This is a genomic window from Hwangdonia seohaensis (genome assembly GCF_031932625.1).
Lineage (GTDB): Bacteria > Bacteroidota > Bacteroidia > Flavobacteriales > Flavobacteriaceae > Hwangdonia > Hwangdonia seohaensis.
In genome coordinates, this window is sequence record NZ_JAVSCK010000001.1 from 424,509 (window position 1) to 443,872 (window position 19,364).

Consider the following 19,364-nt stretch of genomic DNA (forward strand, 5'->3'; position numbering starts at 1 on the left):
TATCTGTTCATTTTACTGTAAAAATACATTATTAATTTCAAATCGAGTGTTGGAAAAATTTAGTCCTTTTAGCTTTTATAAAGTGATGTTATTAGTTGCAAAAAACTAATTTATCATCTAAGCTTTCTAATAAAATCTCAACATATCAAGTTTGTTAATAACCCATCCCACTTTTAACACTTTCCAAAACAAATAATACCTAATTTTAAAGGGCTATAATTTTCTGTAATGAATCCAAAATCTACCATAAAAGGGCGTGGTGCGCAGCAAAATGTACCCAATCGGTTTTTCGAATTGCGCCACGACATACGTGACGATTTTTTGGAGTACTGCCAAAAGGAAGGCGAAGCCAGCGATAAAAACAAAACGCTATATTTAGAGGTGTTCCCTAAAACCATAGTCAATAAAGTGGAGAGCCCCGATATTGGTATGGCCTACTCCATGAATGCCTACCAAGGTTGCGAACACGGTTGTATTTACTGTTACGCCCGAAATTCGCACGAGTTTTGGGGCTATAGCGCGGGATTGGATTTTGAGCGTCGCATTATGGTAAAAAAGGACGCGCCAAAAGTATTGGAAGCTTTAATTACTAAAAAAAGTTGGAAAGCGCACCCCATCGTGATGTCCGGAAATACCGATTGTTACCAACCTGCCGAAAAGCAATTTGAAATAACCCGACAGTGTTTGGAGGTGTTTTTAAAATACAAGCACCCGGTGGCCGTTATTACAAAAAACGCTTTGATTTTAAGGGATTTGGATATTTTAAAACAACTGGCCGCAGATCATTTAATTGGCGTAAACCTATCGATTACATCGCTGAATGAAGATACACGACGTATTTTAGAACCCCGAACGGCCACTATTAAAAAACGTTTGGAAACCGTTAAAGCCCTAAGCGAACACGGGATTCCCGTTAACGTGATGTTGGCGCCCATTATTCCATCAATAAACAGCCATGAAATTTTACCCTTGGCAAAGGCCGCATCGGATTATGGCGCTTTGGGCATTGCACATACCATTGTAAGACTTAATGGTGCCATTGGCGAAATTTTTACCGATTGGATTAAAAAAACCATGCCCGATCGCGCCGATAAAGTGCTGCGCCAAATAGCCAGTTGCCACGGCGGCACATTAAACGATAGCCGTTACGGCACACGCATGCACGGTGAAGGTAAAATTGCCGAACAGATAAATATGTTGGTGGATTTGGCCAGAAAAAAGTATTTTAAAAACAAAACCATGCCCAAACTAAACTGCGATTTGCATGAAGCGTTTAAAGATGGACAGTTAAAGTTGTTTTAAAAATGGGCTCGGTTTTATTAAATAAGCTACTCAAACTTTATATAATCAATTTCGATATTAAAATCTCCAGCTTTACCGTCGCTAACAATCAATGCAATATTAAAGACTTCCTTTAATACTTCTAACGGCATGTTTTCGCCTATTATTTCTGAAATTCGGTAATGTTTAAATTCCGTAATATTAATTTTTAATTCTTCCCAATCGGTTGATTTTGGGGTAAACGTAAATTTATGATAAGGTATGTAGTAACGTTGCGATGTTTTAAGCGACAATCCAAACGTTCTGTGAGTGCTCGAGCTTTTAAAGCGTATCGTCATGGTTTTGCAGTCTTTTAAACGACCTTTATCAATAAGTGTACGGATACTAGCAAAACCACCATTATTATCCAATGATGTTTCTCCCTTAAAAAGTATCGCGTTATCATTCTCGATTAAACTTGATGTTGATACGCCACCCATAACCCCATCGTTAACAATGCGCCAATTCTCAGTATTATGTTGAGTCCCAAAATTAAAAACGATGCCCGAAGCAGAGGAAAGAAGTGCCATAAGTATAAATGCTGTTTTCATAAGCTTAAAGCTAATGTAAAATAATTAGATATGGTAAATTCGACCTAACAATCATATAATATGTTGATTATTTAAATTTTTTTGTCAGGTTATGTACTACGACTGCGCTCAGAACAGGCTCTGTCGAAACCTTTTAAGGTGTTAGACTTTTAAAGACCTTTCGACTGCGCTCAAGGTGACAACACACTATTTTATTGCTTATTCGTGCAAAAATGATGAGCATTTATATCGAACCAACATTAAACCACCTGAACCTTAAAAGAAACTTAACCGTTTAGATTTTACCGTTCCATTCGTCATAAAACTGATTGAGAAAACCGAGCATATAATCGTGTCGTTTTTGTGCTATTCGTCTCCCGGTTTGGGTGTTCATTTTATCTTTTAACAGCAATAGTTTTTCGTAAAAATGATTGATGGTTGGCGCATTTGAGGTTTTATATTCCGTTTTGCTCATGTTCAGATTTGGCTTAATTTCCGGGTTGTAAAGCGCCCTGTTTTTAAAGCCACCGTAGTTAAAGCAACGGGAAATGCCAATGGCGCCAATGGCATCGAGCCTATCGGCATCTTGCACGACTTCCAATTCCAATGAATTGAATTTTTGCCCTTTTTCAAGTGATTTGTTAAAAGAAACGTTTTCAATAATTTTTACAACATGCTCGATAATCGCAGAGTCTATATTCAATTTAAACAAAAACTCCCGCGCTATTTTGGGGCCAATGGTGTCGTCGCCATTATTAAATTTACTATCGGCAATATCGTGAAGCAACGCGCCCAATTGCACGACCAAAGTGTTTACATTTTCGTTTTTTGAAATGAGCAAAGCATTATGGTACACCCTTAGGGTGTGGAACCAATCGTGTCCGCCCTCGGCATCGGCAAGTGTGTCTTTTACAAAGGTTTTGGTTTTGTTTATGAGTTCTTCGGAAGCATGCATGGTGTAAAAATAAAAATTCCTTTCAACTAAGAAAGGAATTGATTATAAATTGAATAAAGATAATGCGTTATCTAATAACCGCAGGCTCCACCCATTTAAATTCAAATGAGTTTTCCGGGATTTTAATACGGTCTGCCAATCGCAACATTCTACTTGGAAGTTTCATTAGATAATCCCGGGCTTTTTCGGCCTCATCGGTAAGGTTGGTAATTTTATCAATTTCCCAACGATCGATTAGCTTTTGCAAAATATCAACATAATCCCTTGAGGTATACACCCCAATACGTTGCGCGGTATTTGAAAACTCCTCGAAAGCAGTACCTATTTTATCTCCGGATTCTCTTAAAAAATGCGCTGGCATGGTTATTTTTTGTTTCATCATATAATGAAACGCCATCATCATTTGGCTGGGATCGACTTTAAAAATACGCTCCACAAACTCAGAATACGCGTGATGGTGTCGCATCTCGTCGCCCGAAATAATCTTGCACATTTTAGCCAATTGCTTGTTGCCTTTATCTTTAGCCAGTTTTGCCACCCGATTGTGCGACACATAGGTTGCCAACTCCTGAAAACTGGTGTAAACAAAGTTTTTGTACGGGTCTCTATCGGTGCCAATATCAAAACCATCGGCAATTAAGTGTTGCGTGGTTTTTTCAATTTCGCGCATGTTAACACGACCGGAAAGGTATAGGTATTTGTTCAGCACATCGCCATGGCGGTTTTCTTCACCGGTCCAATGGCGTACCCATTTTGCCCAAGCGTTTTCTCGGTCCACTTGGTTAACGCCTTCAACATCCATTAACCACGATTCGTAGGTTGGCAAAGCCTCTTCGGTAATCATATCGCCCACCAAAACCACCCAAAAATCATAGGGCAATTCTTTTGATAATTCTCTTATTTCTCTAACTTCTTCAAAAAAATGATTCCCTTCAGAATTCGGCAAAAAATCGGTGGGTTGCCATATCTTATCTATCGGAATCAGGTATTTTTCTATTAAAGATTCTACGTCTTTTTCTAAAAACTGCATTACCTCTAATCTCACATTTTTCGCAGACATCATTTTTATTTTTAAGGGTGAATATGTTCTTTTATAGTGGTTTCAACACTATTTATAAGCGCTTGCTTATCTGTAAAGGTACTAACTTTTATAGGCTTATGCACGGTAAAAGTGATATGAGTGCCCAATCCCATGGGGAATTTACCATAGCGCAAGGTTTTCCAAGAGTTATTTATGGAAATAGGAACCACCAAAGCCGACGGTATTTTTTTAAATAGAATTTCCAATCCTTTGGTTTGAAATGGTTTTGGTTCGCCGTTTTTACTGCGTGTGCCTTCGGGAAAAATAACGGCTGCCCGTTTGTTTTCTTCAATATACTCACCAAATTTCATGATGGCGGGCAAGGATTGACGCGGATTTTTTCTGTCGATTAATGCCGAACCGCCATGGCGTAAATTATACGACACGCTTGGTATGCCTTTGCCCAATTCTATTTTGCTTATAAATTTGGGGTGGTGTTTTCGCATGTACCACATTATGGGCGATATGTCGTACATACTTTGATGGTTTGCTACAATAATTAAAGGCTGATTGGTGTCAATTTGATGTGGATTGTTAAAGGTAAATCGCGTGCCCAAAATATTCATGCACCGCATTAAGCAAAACTGTAAACAATCGACACTTTTTTTATGCGCTTGGTATCCAAAAACATTAAAACAAAACCATTGTATGGGATGGAACACCAATAATGTGACCAAAAAAAAGACCAAATAGATAGCCGTTAAAGGGTATGATAATAGTTTTAGCATGCCCAAAAATACGTAAAAACTTAGTTTTGGTGGTTAGTAAGTTTACATTATTTTATTGATTTTATTAGTGGATTTACTACTAATCAACATGCTATACACAAAATAAAAACATATTCTTTTTCTTTCAAATATAATTTTATTTCGTATTTCGTCGAAAAATTACGGAAATAATCCTTTAAATGTCTAAATTCACCTTCTTAACCTATTTATAATGAAGTTATGAAAAATTTATTATTATCCCTATGCCTAGTTTCTATATTTTTAAGTTGTAATGTTGAAAGCATTAAAGAGGCTCAAAGCGAGCAATTAACCCTTCAAGAAAAAAAGAGCAACGTAAAAAACATTAATGTAGTAATTTCAGAAAGTACTAACCCAACATCTAATGGTACAGTAGAACACTGTAAAACAATTAATCTTGTTGCTGGTCAAAATCATATTGCCGGAACCGTAAGTATAGATGTTGACGGAGATAACTTGGTTGTTACATACACGAGCAACTCTGATTGGACTATTAATGCTACTCATTTACATATTACAAACTGTGAAGTAGATGGGTTTCCAACCACAAAAAGTAACAATCCTAAAATTGGAAATTTTGAATATGCTAGTACGCATGCCGATAATATAACGGAAGTTATTTATCTAATAAATTTAAGCGATGTTACAGAACAGTTTTGTTTTGCAGCACATGCAGAGGTTAGCGGTTCTTCAGAAGAAACAGCTTGGGCAGAAGGTGAAAGTTTTACTGGAAACAGTTGGGCAATGTTTGTAGAAGCTAATCTAGAAGATTGCGAAACAGATGGTGATGAAGATGGTGGAGGTGCTTATTAATTTATTTATAAAAATTCATTTCATCCAAATATTGCCAAACATGTTGTGGCAACATAGGTTGAATGTTCTTGCCCGCTTTAATGGCGTTTCTAATAAAGGTTGAAGATAGTTCCATTATGGGTGCATCGATATGATGGATTTTTTTATGATTATCGAACTGGGTTTCAACATGCCCGTTTGAAAGTCGTGGGTATACGTAAATATGATGGTTTTCCAGTATCAATTCGTAGTTTTTCCACTTGTGGAAACTCTTTAAATTGTCTTCGCCCATAATCAACGAAAATTCATAATCCGGATGTTTTTCCTGTAAATAAACCAGCGTATTTATGGTGTAATTGGGTTGGGGCAAATTAAATTCTATATCGCTGGGTTGCAGTTTGGCATAGTCTTTTGTGGCGCGATAAACCATTTCCAACCGTTGGTAATTATCCAATAAACTGCTCTTTTTTTTAAACGGATTGTGCGGTGTTACCACAAACCATATTTGGTCCAAATCGCTATGCTCTACCATGTGATTTGCAATCACCAAATGCCCAATGTGTATGGGGTTAAAAGAACCAAAGTATAAACCAATTTTCACTTGAAAGAAATTAATTTTAATCCTGCAAGGTTTTAAAAACCTTGCAGGATTTTATGTTTATATTTAAGTCCCGATAATTATCGGGATACAAAATCACTTATTAAAACCTCAGCTTCGTTAAGTGCTTTTTCCAAATTATCGTTTTCAATAATCACATCAAATAAAGGTGCGGTTGCCAATTCTGCCGAGGCTTTTGCAATGCGCATATTTATTTTATCGTCGCTTTCGGTTTTGCGCTTTTTTAATCTGATTTTAAGCTCGTCAATGCTTGGTGGCTTCACAAAAACAGCTAAAGTCTCTTCCGGAAACTTGCGTTTTATACGTAGCCCTCCCGATACATCGATATCGAAAATAACGTGTTTTCCTTTGGCCCAAATGCGTTCGACTTCGGTTTTTAAAGTGCCGTAAAAATTATCGCGATACACCTCTTCCCACTCTAAAAACTCGTCGTTTTTAATTTTGTTTTTAAACTCTTTTGCCGATAAAAAATAATAATCTTTGGCATCGATTTCCGCGCCGCGTTTTGCCCGTGATGTTGCCGATACCGAGAACTCCAAATTTAAATTATCAATCCCCAATAAGTGCCTTACTATGGTTGTTTTGCCAGAACCCGATGGTGCCGAAAATACTATTAATTTACCTTTGTTTTTTTTGTTTTGAACCAAGTTTATACTTTTTAAAAACGCTTCGAAAGCACTTCGAGGGCGCTTAGTGTGACATTTGTTTTCTTAATTGGCTTTCTTTTAAAGCACATTCAATAACTGTTCTTTAATTTTTTCCAATTCATCTTTCATTTGCACCACCAATTGTTGCATGGGCGCATAATTACTTTTTGAGCCAATGGTGTTTATTTCCCTGCCCATTTCCTGACTTATAAATCCTAATTTTTTACCGTTTGAATCTTTAGAGTTTAAACTTTCAGCAAAATAATCCAAATGATTTTTCAAGCGTACTTTTTCTTCGGTGATATCAAATTTTTCAATGTAATAAACAAGCTCTTGCTCAAAACGATTTTCGTCGTATTTCTCTTTTAACTCCTCAATGCCTTTTGATAAACGCTCGCGAACCCCATCAATTCTATCGGGATCCATAACTATAACCTGTTCCAATAAATCGGCAATACTAACGAGACGATTATTAAAATCTTGCTCTAAAACCTTGCCTTCGGATAAACGGTAACTTGTTAAATTTTCTATCGCAGTGTGAATTTCATTTAAAATGGATTGCCATTCGGTTTCATCAATTTCCTCGCGAATGGTGTTTAAAGCATCCGGAAAACGAACTGCCATTTTAAGCAAATCCATGTCGTCGCCATCAACCACTTTTTTTAATTGATTGATGTACTGTTTTACAACAGGCACGTTAATTTGTGTTGACGTATCTTCTGCAGTGGTTTCAACATAAATTGAAAAATCTATTTTACCGCGTTCTAATTTTTTGGCGAGAAGCTTTCTTATGGCCAGTTCCTTTTCCCTGTAAATGGAGGGCATTCTGGCGTTTAAATCTAAATTTTTGCTGTTTAAAGATTTAAGCTCTATCGTAATTTTTTTGGTTGGTAATTGTAAAACAGATTTTCCGTAACCTGTCATTGAATGTATCATATTCAAAATATATTAAGTTGTGCAAAGGTAAGTAAAAGCTAAGGTTTAGAAAATGTATTGTTTACAATTAGTTAGGTTTTATAAAACTTCATTTTTTAACCGATTTGTAAAGTGAAGACTTTTAGCATAATCATACAGATTTAGTAAAAGTAAATTAATATTTTTACGATTAATTTGATACCGAATTTCAATGAAAACCCCTTTATATTGCTTTATTTTTTGTTTTTGTTTTTTAGCCGTTTTTAGCTGTAAAAAACAAAAAACGGAAACCATTGAAGAAAATAACAATAGCCTAAATACAACCACATTAGACAGCTTAATTAAACACCCGCCAACAGGCATGGTTTGGATTCCTAAAGGATCTTTTTTACAAGGTGCTGTACCGCAAGACGAAATTGCCATGGCGCACGAAAAGCCACAACATGCTGTAACCGTTGATGGTTTTTTTATGGATATAACCGAAGTTACAAACGCTCAGTTTTCAAAATTTGTAGATGAAACCGGTTATATTACTACGGCCGAACGTGAAATTGATTGGGAAGAGATGAAAAAGCAACTGCCCGAAGGTACGCCAAAACCACACGATACCATTTTGCAACCGGGGTCTTTAATGTTTAAAAAAACAAAAACATCGGTTCCTAATTTATACGACTTTTCACAATGGTGGCGCTGGGTGATTGGTGTGAATTGGAAAAAACCAAGCGGAATAAACTCGACTTTAGAAGGAAAAGAAGATTATCCCGTAACCCATATTTCTTTTGAAGATGCGCAAGCCTATTGCAAATGGGCAGGAAAACGCTTGCCAACCGAAGCAGAATGGGAATATGCTGCCAGAGCACAAAACGAAAACACCACTTATTTTTGGGGCAACGATGTAAGCTTATTGTCTAAAAAAGCCAATACTTGGGAAGGTGAATTCCCGGTGTTTAACACTTTGGAAGATGGTTTTGAAAGAACGGCGCCCGTTAAATCGTATCCAGGAAACGACTTTGGATTGTACGATATGGCGGGTAATGTATGGGAATGGACCAGCGATTGGTACAACGTAAATTATTATAAAGAATTAGCTTCGAAAAATACCCCGGCAATCAATCCTAAAGGTGCAACTGAAGCTTACAATCCCAACAACCCGTATGTGCAGGAAAAAATTATAAAAGGCGGTTCTTTTTTATGTAGTTACACCTATTGCGCCAGTTACAGAATTTCATCTAAAATGGGTTCGAGTACAGATTCCTCATCGGAGCATATTGGGTTTAGAACGGTTGTAACCCCTGAAATGTTGATGACTAATTAATGCGATTTTATTCTGTAAACAACACATCGCTTTTTTCAGAAATACCATTTTCGCTAAAGGCTTCAATAGTGAAATAATAGGGCGTATCTCTATCGAGGCAGCGCATAAAATGCGCATTGGTATCGTAAACCTGCCACGATTGGTAAAGTTTGTTTGGAGCAATGCCCCAACGGATATTATAACCTTGTGCACCTTCTACGGGGTTCCAAGAAAATGAGATATCTCTTCGGTCTTCTTCTCTTTTAATTTCAAATCCCGTAACCGCATCTGGTTTTTCGCCTAACCCCAATCCGAATACTCTAATCTCTGACATGGCAAAGTTGGCTCCGGGTACTTCCACATTGTTGTAGCGTACATACTTCGCATTAACAGGTTTATCTAAAGCGATATACGCATTAGGTGCATCCAAGTTGCTTTTACTTCTATCTACTGCCATTTGCCAGTTTTTACCATCCTCGGAAGTTTCAATAGTAAAACGATGTCTCAATCCGTCTACACGTGTGTAAATTCCCGATTCGTGGTCGTGGAAGTTTAGCTGAAGTGCGTATATGTTTCCAGCGTTTTTCAATTCAATGGCAATCCATTGTTTGTCGTCATTTTTTTCAGCAACCCAAAAGGTCTTCGGGTTTTCATCGGTTAAAACCTTGGATATAATATGCCCCTCTGCATCCTTTTCAGTTGGTAGTTCCGTGATTTTTACATCATCATCATTTGAGGTAAATTTCATGACTTGGGTTAATGCCGATGACACGGTAACATTACCTTTATATGAAAGCAACATCCAACCATTATGCTGACCTGCTTTTGTGGGATGATTGGGCGCAAACCTGGGGTAATCTCCATAATCGGTAGTGCTGTACATTAAACCTTCATCATCAAAAAACGTAGGAAACATACATAAGCGACGCTCCCATTGTGCGTTTGAGGCTAGTGCCATAGTAGCAAAATGCCAATACTGTCCGTTGGTTTGTTTTACGGTAATTCCATGTCCCGCACCATTGGTAAATCCTCCAGGTTTAAAGCTCATAGGATTATTTTTCATATAAGTAAAAGGTCCAAGTGGAGTTTCTCCAATATAAGCACCATCTGCATATACATTAAACTGAGTTCCCGGAGCGGCATATTGTAGGTAGTATTTTCCGTTGTGTTTTGTCATGGATGCCCCTTCCATATAACCTTCCTTTAAAGTTGGGTGATAGTTGTTTTCGCCAAAACGTTCCCATCCGTGTTTTTCTTCATTAAGGTTAATCAATTCTTTTCTAACACTGGTTTCCAGAAAACGGTCGTCTTTATTCAGCATTTTTACACGAATTGGATGTACATTGGAAGAGCCCCAATAAAGATACGTTTTGCCATCATCATCAATGAATAATTCCGAATCCTGAATATTATGGGAAATGGATGCCGTTGGAGTCCAAGTTCCCTTTTTCGGATCGTCTGTGTACAGAATACTCCCGTAACCAGCAGGATTGCCCGCAAAGTACACCAACGAATCTTTATAATTGAAAGCCGTAGGGGCATTGCTTCCTTCAAAAAACCATTGCTTTGGCTTGATAAACTTCCAGTCTACGAGATCCTTGGAATGCCAATAGCCAAACGAACGTGTAACGAACATGTAGTATTCACCCCGAAATTCAATAACGGCAGGATCGGCTCCGGAACGGTACGATTTATTTTTGCTAGAATTGTAAACCATATAGGTGTAATCTATATCCAAAGGATTACAATAGGTTTTAAGGTTCTTCTTTTCGGTTGCTTCTGTTTCTAAAACAGGCGTGTCGCTCTTATTGTTTTTACAAGATGACATGGCCATTAAAGACAATAAGGCTACTAGTATTTTAAAGTTTTTAGTGTTCATAAGCTTTCATGGGCTGGCCCCTTAATCGTTCAAAACCTTTATAGGCGCGTTTAATGGATTCCGGACTGGCGCGTTCAAATTCTTTTTCGGTGACTTGATACTGCTCTTGTAATTCAGCTAATCGCAGTCGCAGAATATGTTCAATTTCATTATAAATATCCTCATCAATGACATTGTTCGTTTCTGATGGGTCTTCTCTTAAATCGTACAATTCCCATTCGTCAATATCATCGTAAACATGAATCAGCTTAAAACGATCGGTCCTTATTCCGTACATTTTTTTAACCATGTGAAAGGCAGGAAAATCATAGTAATGGTAGTATAAAGCATCTCTAAAATCGGCATCTTCAACAGCGTTGGTTAATAATGGTTTTAAAGATTTTCCTTGCATATCTTCTGGAATATCCACTTGTGCAAAATCTAAAAAAGTTTGGGCAAAATCAAGGTTTTGGGTCAATGCCGTAACTTCGGTTCCCGGTTTTATAAGCTTCGGATATTTCATTAACATAGGCATTGCCAATGATTCTTCATACATAAAACGCTTATCGAACCAGCCTTTTTCGCCTAAATAAAACCCTTGGTCGGTGGTGTAAACCACTATGGTATTATCTTCTAAATTATTTGCTTTTAAGTAATCCAAAATTCTTCCAACACCTTCATCAACCGCGGCAATGGTGGCCGAATAATCTTGCAGATAGCGTTGCAATTTCCATAAATCCAAATCTTTGCCTTTTAAATGCGCATCGTGAAACGCATCGTTTTTTGGCTGATAGGCTTTGTCCCATGCCGTGCGTTGTTCAGGTGTCATACGCTCAAAATCTGTTTTCCACGGATTGTGTGCCAATTCCAGGCTACCCTTTTTTTTGGTCATTTTTAAATCATGACCTTCGTACATATCCCTGTAAATGGTTTGATACTGCTCCTTTGAGGCCGTTGAACCTTCGTGCGTTGTAAAATAAGTATCGGGTACGGGGAAGGTAACCTCATCATATTTATTTAGGTGGCGCAACGCAGGCATCCAGTTTCTGTGCGGTGCCTTGTGCTGCACCATGAGCATAAAAGGTTGCTCATTGTTTTTAATTTTATCTAAATAACGTAGCGCATCTTCGGTAACAATATCGGTGGCGTAACCTTCAACCATCGTGGTGTCCACTGTTTTGGTTTCGGGGTTTGCAGAAATAAAATTAGGGTTATAATAATTGCCTTGATCCTGCAATATGTTCCAATAATCGAAGCCTTCTGGCTCGCCGTGTAAATGCCATTTGCCAAACATGGCGGTTTTATAACCCGCTTTTTGCAGCAGTTTTGGATAGGTTTGCTGGCTGCCATCAAAACGGTTTCCGTTCATTCTAAAACCGTTAACATGACTGTGTTTTCCCGTTAGAATTACCGCACGACTTGGTCCACAAATGGAATTGGTACAGAAATTATTTTTAAAAATAGCGCCTTCGTTGGCAATCCTATCAATATTTGGTGTTGGTGCCAATTGGCTGATGGGATGTCCATAAGCACTAATGGCTTGCGTTGCGTGATCGTCTGCCATGATGAAAATAATATTAGGACGTTGCTTTGTGGATTCAGCAAGTTCGTCTTTTTTTTCATTTTTACAGGATTGAAAAGCAACAGCAATAAGCACATATAATAGGATTCTCTGCATTAGTTTTGGTTTGATTTTTTAGTAATGATTTTTTTGGTTTGAATGACTTCATCGTGTAATACGGTTTTATTGAAAAATTCAAAAACCGCATCCAGTTCATCAAACGGAATGGAAGATAATTCGTGCCTGCCACCAATAACTTTATGTAAATAATAAGACGTCTCCAACTCATCCAACTTTACAGCAATGGTTTCTGAACCATCTAAAAGTAAATACCCTGGTTTTTCCGGACTGCAATAATGATGCGGTGCGCTTGCAAAAGGGACTAAATTATCATCCGTCCCGTGGAACAGAACCGTTGGCAATGCATTGTGCTTAGTAATATATTCTGCGTTAACTAAGGCGCCAGCTAACGAAAACACTCCGGCAAAACTAACGTCTTTGTAATGCTCTAAATCATCAATAAAAAACGATTTCATATACACCGCGTTCAAAACACCTTCGGCACCAGCGCTACTGCCACCTGCTATTATTTTTGTGGGATCGATTTGCAGTTCCGTTTTATTATCAAAAACAAACTTAGTCGCATCCAAATAATCGATGGCCGCTTGCTTAAAGGTTTCCAGTTTATCTGCTTTTGGGCAATCGCAACCAAAGCCGGTTTCGGTACCTTTTCGCAGCAACCTATACGATATTGAAATGCCTATATAACCCTTTGTGGTAACATATTCTGCCAGCTTTTGCTCGTGGTGTGCGTTATCTCTTGTTCCTCCTGAGAAACCGCCACCGTGCATCCAAAGCAACACGGGTAAACTATCATTTGGTTTCATATTTTCGGGGCTGTGAACATCCAATTTTAAAGTATCCGAGCCTTTAATAGCATAGGTGTACGTGGCTTTATTTTGAGACCAAACAAAACTGGTTATGCCAAATATTAGTATGAAAAGTTTGTACTTTATGTTTGGTTGTCTCATCTGTGTTTCATTTAACATAAAACTCAATTTAAAACCCACAAGGTTTCATAAGAAATCTTGTGGGTTTAGTTGCTATTAATCATTCTAAAGTGAATGCGTGTTCAAAATCGAAATCTGAAGTACCCTTAATGGCTATTTCAAATTCACCGGGTTCAACCGTAAATTTCATTTCGCTGTTGTAAAATTTTAAATCTTCAACAGACAAATCGAAACTTACCGTTTTGCTTTCTCCTTTTTTAAGGAATATCTTTTCGAAACCTTTAAGCTCTTTTACCGGTCTGGTGATGCTTCCTACTTTATCGTGAACGTAAAGCTGTACCACTTCATGCCCATCGTAATCACCTGTATTAGTAATGGTTGCCATTGCTGTAAGGGTGTCTGAAAAGCCAGTGGTTTCTGCCGATAACTTAAAATTAGAATACTCAAAAGTGGTGTAACTCAATCCGTGTCCAAAAGGATAAAGTGGTGTATTTGGTACATCCAAATAATTGGATTTGTAATCCTCTTTTGGGTTGTTGGCGGGAATGGGTCTGCCTGTATTTTTCATGTTGTAATAAATGGGTACTTGTCCAAGATTTCTAGGAAAGGTTACGGTTAATTTTCCCGATGGATTGTGTTTGCCAAATAACACATCGGCAACACCGTTCCCGCCCATAGTGCCTGGAAACCAAGTTTCTAAAATGGCATCGGCTAAAGTATCTTCCTCTGATAAATCGAGTGGACGCCCATTCATTAAAACCAACACGATTTTTTTGTTTGGTACGGCTTCGCGGATACGCTTTATCAATTTGGTTTGGCTGCCCGGTATTTTTATATTGGTTCTGCTGGCAGCTTCACCACTCATATCGTAATCTTCACCCATAACCATAACGACAATATCTGATTTTTTGGCAACCTTGATAGCCTCGTTAAATCCGCTTTCATCATCCCCTTCAATCTCGCATCCTTTCGCATAATTTATTTTAGCATCGTTAACATATTCTTGAATGCCTTGGTGTACGCTAATGGCTTTTCCTCTGCGGTCACCCGCTGCTCCCCAATTTCCTAAAATATTTTCTTTGTCTTTTGCCAATGGCCCGATTAAGGCTATAGTTTTTTCTGAAGTCAGCGGTAACGCTTTATCATCATTTTTAAGCAACACCGATGAAATGGCTGCGGAATGTCTTGCCGCTTCCAAAAATTCTGGTTTATAAATGGTTTCTTTTTCGCGTTGCTCATCGCAATATTTATAAGGGTCGTCAAACAAGCCCAATTTGAATTTTGCCAAAAGGATTCTTCGGCAAGCCTCGTTTACCAATTCCACATCCACTTCGCCTTCATTAACCAATTCCTCTAAATAAAGTCTGTTGGCGCTACTCATCATATCTTGGTCTATACCCGCTTCAATGGCCAACTTTGTGGCATGTTTTTCATCTTTGGCAAAACCGTGGTCTACCAATTCGTTAATGGCGGTATAATCGGTCACCACAAATCCGTTAAAACCCCATTCATCTCTTAAAATGTCCTTAAAAATATATTTATTCGCCGTGGCAGGCACGCCGTTAATTTCGTTAAAAGCCGTCATAAAGGTTTCTACACCTTCGTCAACAGCAGCTTTAAAAGGCGGGAGATAAACATTTCTAAGTTCTTCCTCACCCATATTTACCGTGTGGTAATCCCTTCCGGCTTGGGCAGCCCCATAGCCCACAAAGTGTTTCGCACAGGCCAAAATAGTGTTGGTTTTAGACAGGTCGTCGCCCTGAAACCCCCTAACGTAAGCCTTGGTTATCTTGCTTGCTAAGTACACATCTTCTCCCATACCTTCTGAGATACGCCCCCAACGTGGGTCTCTGGCTATATCTACCATGGGCGCAAAGGTCCAATGGATACCAACGGCCGAGGCTTCTTCGGCAGCAATGCGCGAGCCTTTTTCAATATCGTCTAAATCCCAACTGGCAGCCAACCCTAAATTGATGGGGAATATGGTTTTAAATCCGTGGATAACATCGTAACCAAACAACAACGGAATGCCCAAACGGGTTTCCTCTACTGCCAATTTTTGCAAATCCCTCGTGGCTTTTGCCGAATACACATTAAGCATCGCACCCACATTGGCTTCTTTTATATAGGTTCTAAAATTTGTGTTTACCGTTGGCCCCGTAATTGCGCCACTGCCACTGTACATAACCATTTGACCGACTTTTTCCTGCAAGGTCATTAAGCCCATTAAAGAATCGACCTTAGCGTGAAATACGGTTTCTGTAGTTGCATTGTTTTTTTTGTTTTCTGAAGTATTGCATCCTAAAAGGAATAAAAAAATAGTTCCTATAAAAAGCGTTGTTTTGGTTAGTGTTTTCATTATTAGTTACTGTTTTATATTTGAAAATAGCCAGGGCAAAAATTGAGGTTCAGCAAAGGCAGAATCCCAACTATTATGATTATCATTAGCGTATAAAGTAAAATTTGGTTTGCCACCATTTTTAAGCAATCCTTCAACCATATTAACCGATGATATTGGGTTTACAACATTGTCGTTTGCGCCATGAAACACCCAAAAAGGCGTTGTTTTAGCATACACTTTTGTAGCTTCTGGATTTCCGGCACCACAAATGCTAATGGCCGCAGCGAAAAACTGTGGTTTTCGGTAAACCATTTCGAAAGTGCCCATACCGCCCATGGATAAACCTCCAACGTATATTTTATTTTTATTTACATAGGGTTTGGTGCTTATCTCGTCCATTAATTGCATCACCAAGTTTAGCGGTTTTGTCGGCTCGATATCTAGCGGAAATTCGATTTTTAATGGATTTGAGGTTCTATCGATTCGGGCGTTTGCCCAATAACTGTTTTTTGGACATTGCGGAAAAATAACAATGGCCGGAAAATGTGCTCTGTTTTCTTCAGAAGCAAACAATTTACTGCCATGTACCAATTGCGCTTTATTATCGCTTCCGCGCTCACCGGCACCATGAAGAAATAATATTACGGGATATTGCTTGGAATCATCAAAATCCTTAGGCATCATAAGGCGATATTGCAACGTATCGGATTGATTGATATAGAGTTCTTTTGAATACAAAGCTTCGTGTTGAGCAGAAAGCATATTTGCTGTACCCATAAAAACCAATATTAAAATGTATTTTGAATATTTACCCATAATGCCTATTGTGCTTTAATAATTAAATCCTAGTTTATCCAGTCCGTTTTTTACATCGGTGTTTTGCATAAATAAATTCCACAGCAAACCTGTTCTGTGGTTTTCAATCATAATAATTTGAGGCCCTTGATCTATGGCTAAATAGGTATCGGTTACCCAAAAATTATAATGCGGACTAAAGGCATCGTAAAATCCTGCCGGCCCCAATAATTTATCTTTGTTCTGATAAAGATAATGCATAACTTTTAAAGATTCTGCTGGGGTATAAGGTATCGAACTTATGGCTGCCGTTGGTGATATAACACCTTTATCGTTTGATGGACTGTGCGCCGAATATCCTCTTGAGCCATCCGCATTTCTGGAGTAACTTGCAGTTAATCCCCAACAGTCTGCACCGTAATCGACATAGTTTTTAGGATTGGTGATGCAATATTGACGGTTGATTTTAGTGTGATTTACGGCAAGGTTCCAATAGTTAGCGTATTGATCGGTTAAGTTTTTAGGATTTAAACCCAAAAATGAATAATGGCTAAAAAACAAGGGGCCGCCAAAACTGGAACCACCGGCGTGATTTAAAACCAAAGGAAAACCGTATTGCGAAGCCGAAGAGACAATGTTACCGTTGTTTGCCCACCCGTCTTCATACACGGTTTTGGTGATACTATAATCTGGTGATGCTGCCGCCAATATATACGTAATCAGCACCTCGTTATAGCCTCGAAGTTTTAAATTAATATCGAACCCGTAATTGGGGCTCCAATGCCAAAACAAAGCGTTTTGGTTTTGTGTGTACCAATCCCACTCGATGCCTTTCCATAGCGCATTTGCTTTATCGGCCAGTGCTTTTTCTTCTGTTGTACCGTTTTTAAAATACTCTTTTACGCATACTAAGCCTTGTGCAAAAAAAGCGGTTTCTACCAAATCGCCACCATTATCTTTGGTGCTAAAAGGTATAACGCTACCGTTGCTTCCATTAATCCAGTGTGGCCATGCGCCGTGAAAACGGTCGGCAGTTTCAAAAAAGCCCAATATTTTATTCAATCTTGCAACGCCTTCTGCTTTGGTAATATAAGCTCTTTCAATACCCACTAAAATGCTCATCAAACCAAAACCCGAACCGCCGGTGGTTACAACATTCTGATTTAAAGTGGGTTCTTTTGGATGGTAACGTTCTTTAGCCGCACCAGAGTTTGTTTCGGCAAAATCCCAAAAATATTTAAAGGTTTCTTTTTGGGTTAAATCCATCATTTCGGTATCTGTTAGTTTTTCAACTACAGGGTCGTCGTCATTAGGAATATAAGGTTCTTGATATCCCGGGCCGTCATTCCCGCCACAGGATAGTATCAAAATAAAAAATACTATGTAACAAAACCTCATCTTCATGGTTTATTGTATTTGAATCCTAGTTTATCAAGCCCTGATTGAACATCGGGGTTTTTCATAAATAAATCCCATAACATACCCGAACGGTGATTCTCTATCATCACGGGAATTGGTCCTTGGTCGATAGCCAGATAACGCGGCAAATACCAATTATGCTCTAAGCTAAAAGCATCGTACGGTCCATATTTTCCTATTAAGGAATCGTGGTCTTTATACATTTTTTTTAGCATTTGCATACTTTCTTTAGGGGTATAGGGGAACGACGACAAAGCAGCTGTGGGCGCAATAACCCCAAAGTCTTTATCGGGTCTGTGTCCTTTGTAGCCTTTTACCGAATAGCTTGAGGTTAAACCCCAAAGGCTATCGCCATAACCTTTATAGTTATTAGGGTTATCGATGGCATATTTATAATGGATTTTGGCTTGGTTCTGGACCAGTTTCCAATAATCGGCGTATTTATCTGAAAGCCCTTTGGGGTTTAATCCCACATACGAATAATGTGCCCAAAACATAGGGCCAACAGGAGATTTGTCGTGTTCGTAATAATCTAAAACCAAATCTTCGCCGTAAAATTTTTCGTTTGAAACAATATCGCCATGTCGTGCCCATCCTTTATGATAGACCGAAGGTTTTATAGGATGTGTGGGCGACGATGCTGCCAAAACATACATGATTAAACATTCGTTATAGCCCCCAACAGGGAAATTCATGTCCCAACCAAATTCTGGAGACCAATGCCAATACAGTACATCTTCACCGTTTTTGGTGTACCAATCCCATTCTACTTCGCGCCAAAGTTTGTCTATTTTGGCAACAAGGGTCTGTTCTCTTTCGCTGCCATCTTTAAAATATTCGGCTACCGTTAACAAGCCTTGTACTAAAAATGCGGTTTCAACCAAATCGCCGCCATTGTCTTTTTTACTAAATGCCATTGCTTTACCGGTCTGTCCATCCAACCAATGTGACCACGCACCATGGAAACGGTCTGCTTTATCAAGAAAATCCACTATTTTTTCAAATCTTAAAAGCGCTTCTTCTTTGGTAATAAAGCCTCGTTTTACACCAACCAATATCGCCATTAGTCCAAAGCCACTCCCTCCGGTTGTAACGGTGTGCTTGGGCGATGTTGGGTAAATATCGTCCATATGTAAACGCTCGCGGGCCAAACCTGAAGTGGGTTCTGCGCCTTCCCAAAAATAGTTGAAGGTTTGCTTTTGAATGGAATCCAATAAGGCGTCATCATTCAACCAAAGATTGTTGTTTGTAGATGCCTGCTTAATTTCAGCATTTTTGTTATTGTTTTTACAACTAAAGACGAAAAATATAATCAATAAAAATAATGGAAAAGAACTCTTATTCTGAAAAAATCTCATAGGGATATGCTCATTAATTTTAGCTGCATTTAGATTCCCGTTTTCACGGGAATGACAATTTCAGCGGAAATCTCTTGGCTGATGCCAAGAAAAGTTCTTTTGATAAATGCAGCTAAAAATTCA

The 19,364-nt window shown here is 38.5% G+C and carries 17 protein-coding genes; 3 read left to right on the top strand and 14 right to left on the bottom strand.

Going from position 1 to position 19,364, the window contains the following annotated elements; all coding sequences use genetic code 11:
• Window positions 1-228 precede the first annotated feature (228 nt).
• On the top strand, window positions 229-1,302 hold the full coding sequence (locus tag RNZ47_RS01865; RefSeq protein ID WP_311935540.1) for a PA0069 family radical SAM protein: 1,074 nt from the start codon (window positions 229-231) through the stop codon (window positions 1,300-1,302).
• A gap of 26 nt (window positions 1,303-1,328) precedes the next feature.
• On the opposite strand, the gene RNZ47_RS01870 is transcribed toward RNZ47_RS01865, so the two are convergent.
• The 4 genes from RNZ47_RS01870 to RNZ47_RS01885 form a co-directional block, all read right to left on the bottom strand.
• Window positions 1,329-1,871 carry a CIA30 family protein gene (locus RNZ47_RS01870; protein WP_311935542.1) on the bottom strand — a complete coding sequence of 181 codons (543 nt, stop codon included), beginning with the start codon at window positions 1,869-1,871 and terminating at the stop codon, window positions 1,329-1,331.
• A gap of 274 nt (window positions 1,872-2,145) precedes the next feature.
• Window positions 2,146-2,805, bottom strand: a complete 660-nt coding sequence (locus RNZ47_RS01875; RefSeq protein WP_311935544.1) for an HD domain-containing protein — start codon at window positions 2,803-2,805, stop codon at window positions 2,146-2,148.
• 67 nt (window positions 2,806-2,872) lie between these two features.
• Window positions 2,873-3,865 (bottom strand): acyl-ACP desaturase, encoded by a 993-nt coding sequence (locus tag RNZ47_RS01880; protein WP_311935546.1) that lies wholly within the window; start codon window positions 3,863-3,865, stop codon window positions 2,873-2,875.
• Between the two features lie 11 nt (window positions 3,866-3,876).
• Window positions 3,877-4,614 (bottom strand): lysophospholipid acyltransferase family protein, encoded by a 738-nt coding sequence (locus RNZ47_RS01885; RefSeq protein ID WP_311935548.1) that lies wholly within the window; start codon window positions 4,612-4,614, stop codon window positions 3,877-3,879.
• Between the two features lie 219 nt (window positions 4,615-4,833).
• Between RNZ47_RS01885 and RNZ47_RS01890 the strand changes: the two genes are divergently transcribed.
• Window positions 4,834-5,445 (top strand): hypothetical protein, encoded by a 612-nt coding sequence (locus RNZ47_RS01890; RefSeq protein ID WP_311935550.1) that lies wholly within the window; start codon window positions 4,834-4,836, stop codon window positions 5,443-5,445.
• 1 nt (window position 5,446) lies between these two features.
• On the opposite strand, the gene nadD is transcribed toward RNZ47_RS01890, so the two are convergent.
• The 3 genes from nadD to RNZ47_RS01905 form a co-directional block, all read right to left on the bottom strand.
• A complete protein-coding gene (gene nadD / locus RNZ47_RS01895; RefSeq protein WP_311935551.1) occupies window positions 5,447-6,025 on the bottom strand; it encodes a nicotinate (nicotinamide) nucleotide adenylyltransferase in 579 nt (192 codons plus the stop codon).
• A gap of 77 nt (window positions 6,026-6,102) precedes the next feature.
• Window positions 6,103-6,690, bottom strand: a complete 588-nt coding sequence (gene gmk, locus RNZ47_RS01900) for a guanylate kinase (protein ID WP_311935552.1) — start codon at window positions 6,688-6,690, stop codon at window positions 6,103-6,105.
• 78 nt (window positions 6,691-6,768) lie between these two features.
• Window positions 6,769-7,626, bottom strand: a complete 858-nt coding sequence (locus tag RNZ47_RS01905) for a YicC/YloC family endoribonuclease (protein WP_311935553.1) — start codon at window positions 7,624-7,626, stop codon at window positions 6,769-6,771.
• Window positions 7,627-7,816: 190 nt separating this feature from the next.
• On the opposite strand from RNZ47_RS01905, the gene RNZ47_RS01910 reads away from it, so the two are divergent.
• Entirely contained in the window at window positions 7,817-8,920 is a 1,104-nt protein-coding gene (locus RNZ47_RS01910; RefSeq protein ID WP_311935554.1) for a formylglycine-generating enzyme family protein, read from the top strand.
• 7 nt (window positions 8,921-8,927) lie between these two features.
• On the opposite strand, the gene RNZ47_RS01915 is transcribed toward RNZ47_RS01910, so the two are convergent.
• From RNZ47_RS01915 to RNZ47_RS01945, 7 genes are all read right to left on the bottom strand, one after another.
• Window positions 8,928-10,778 (bottom strand): family 43 glycosylhydrolase, encoded by a 1,851-nt coding sequence (locus RNZ47_RS01915; protein ID WP_311935555.1) that lies wholly within the window; start codon window positions 10,776-10,778, stop codon window positions 8,928-8,930.
• Window positions 10,768-12,435 carry a sulfatase family protein gene (locus RNZ47_RS01920; protein ID WP_311935556.1) on the bottom strand — a complete coding sequence of 556 codons (1,668 nt, stop codon included), beginning with the start codon at window positions 12,433-12,435 and terminating at the stop codon, window positions 10,768-10,770. The genes RNZ47_RS01915 and RNZ47_RS01920 overlap by 11 nt, the downstream gene beginning before the upstream one ends.
• Window positions 12,435-13,349 carry an alpha/beta hydrolase gene (locus RNZ47_RS01925; protein ID WP_311935557.1) on the bottom strand — a complete coding sequence of 305 codons (915 nt, stop codon included), beginning with the start codon at window positions 13,347-13,349 and terminating at the stop codon, window positions 12,435-12,437. The genes RNZ47_RS01920 and RNZ47_RS01925 overlap by 1 nt, the downstream gene beginning before the upstream one ends.
• Before the next feature lie 79 nt (window positions 13,350-13,428).
• Entirely contained in the window at window positions 13,429-15,687 is a 2,259-nt protein-coding gene (locus RNZ47_RS01930) for a glycoside hydrolase family 3 N-terminal domain-containing protein (RefSeq protein WP_311935558.1), read from the bottom strand.
• A 6-nt stretch (window positions 15,688-15,693) separates the two neighbouring features.
• Window positions 15,694-16,446: a carboxylesterase family protein gene (locus RNZ47_RS01935; RefSeq protein ID WP_311935559.1), complete on the bottom strand. Its 753-nt coding sequence runs from the start codon at window positions 16,444-16,446 to the stop codon at window positions 15,694-15,696.
• Window positions 16,447-16,500: 54 nt separating this feature from the next.
• The gene (locus RNZ47_RS01940; RefSeq protein ID WP_311935560.1) at window positions 16,501-17,868 is read right to left on the bottom strand and encodes a glucoamylase family protein; all 1,368 of its coding nucleotides are present in this window, start codon (window positions 17,866-17,868) and stop codon (window positions 16,501-16,503) included.
• A complete protein-coding gene (locus RNZ47_RS01945; protein ID WP_311935562.1) occupies window positions 17,865-19,241 on the bottom strand; it encodes a glucoamylase family protein in 1,377 nt (458 codons plus the stop codon). The genes RNZ47_RS01940 and RNZ47_RS01945 overlap by 4 nt, the downstream gene beginning before the upstream one ends.
• Window positions 19,242-19,364: the final 123 nt, after the last annotated feature.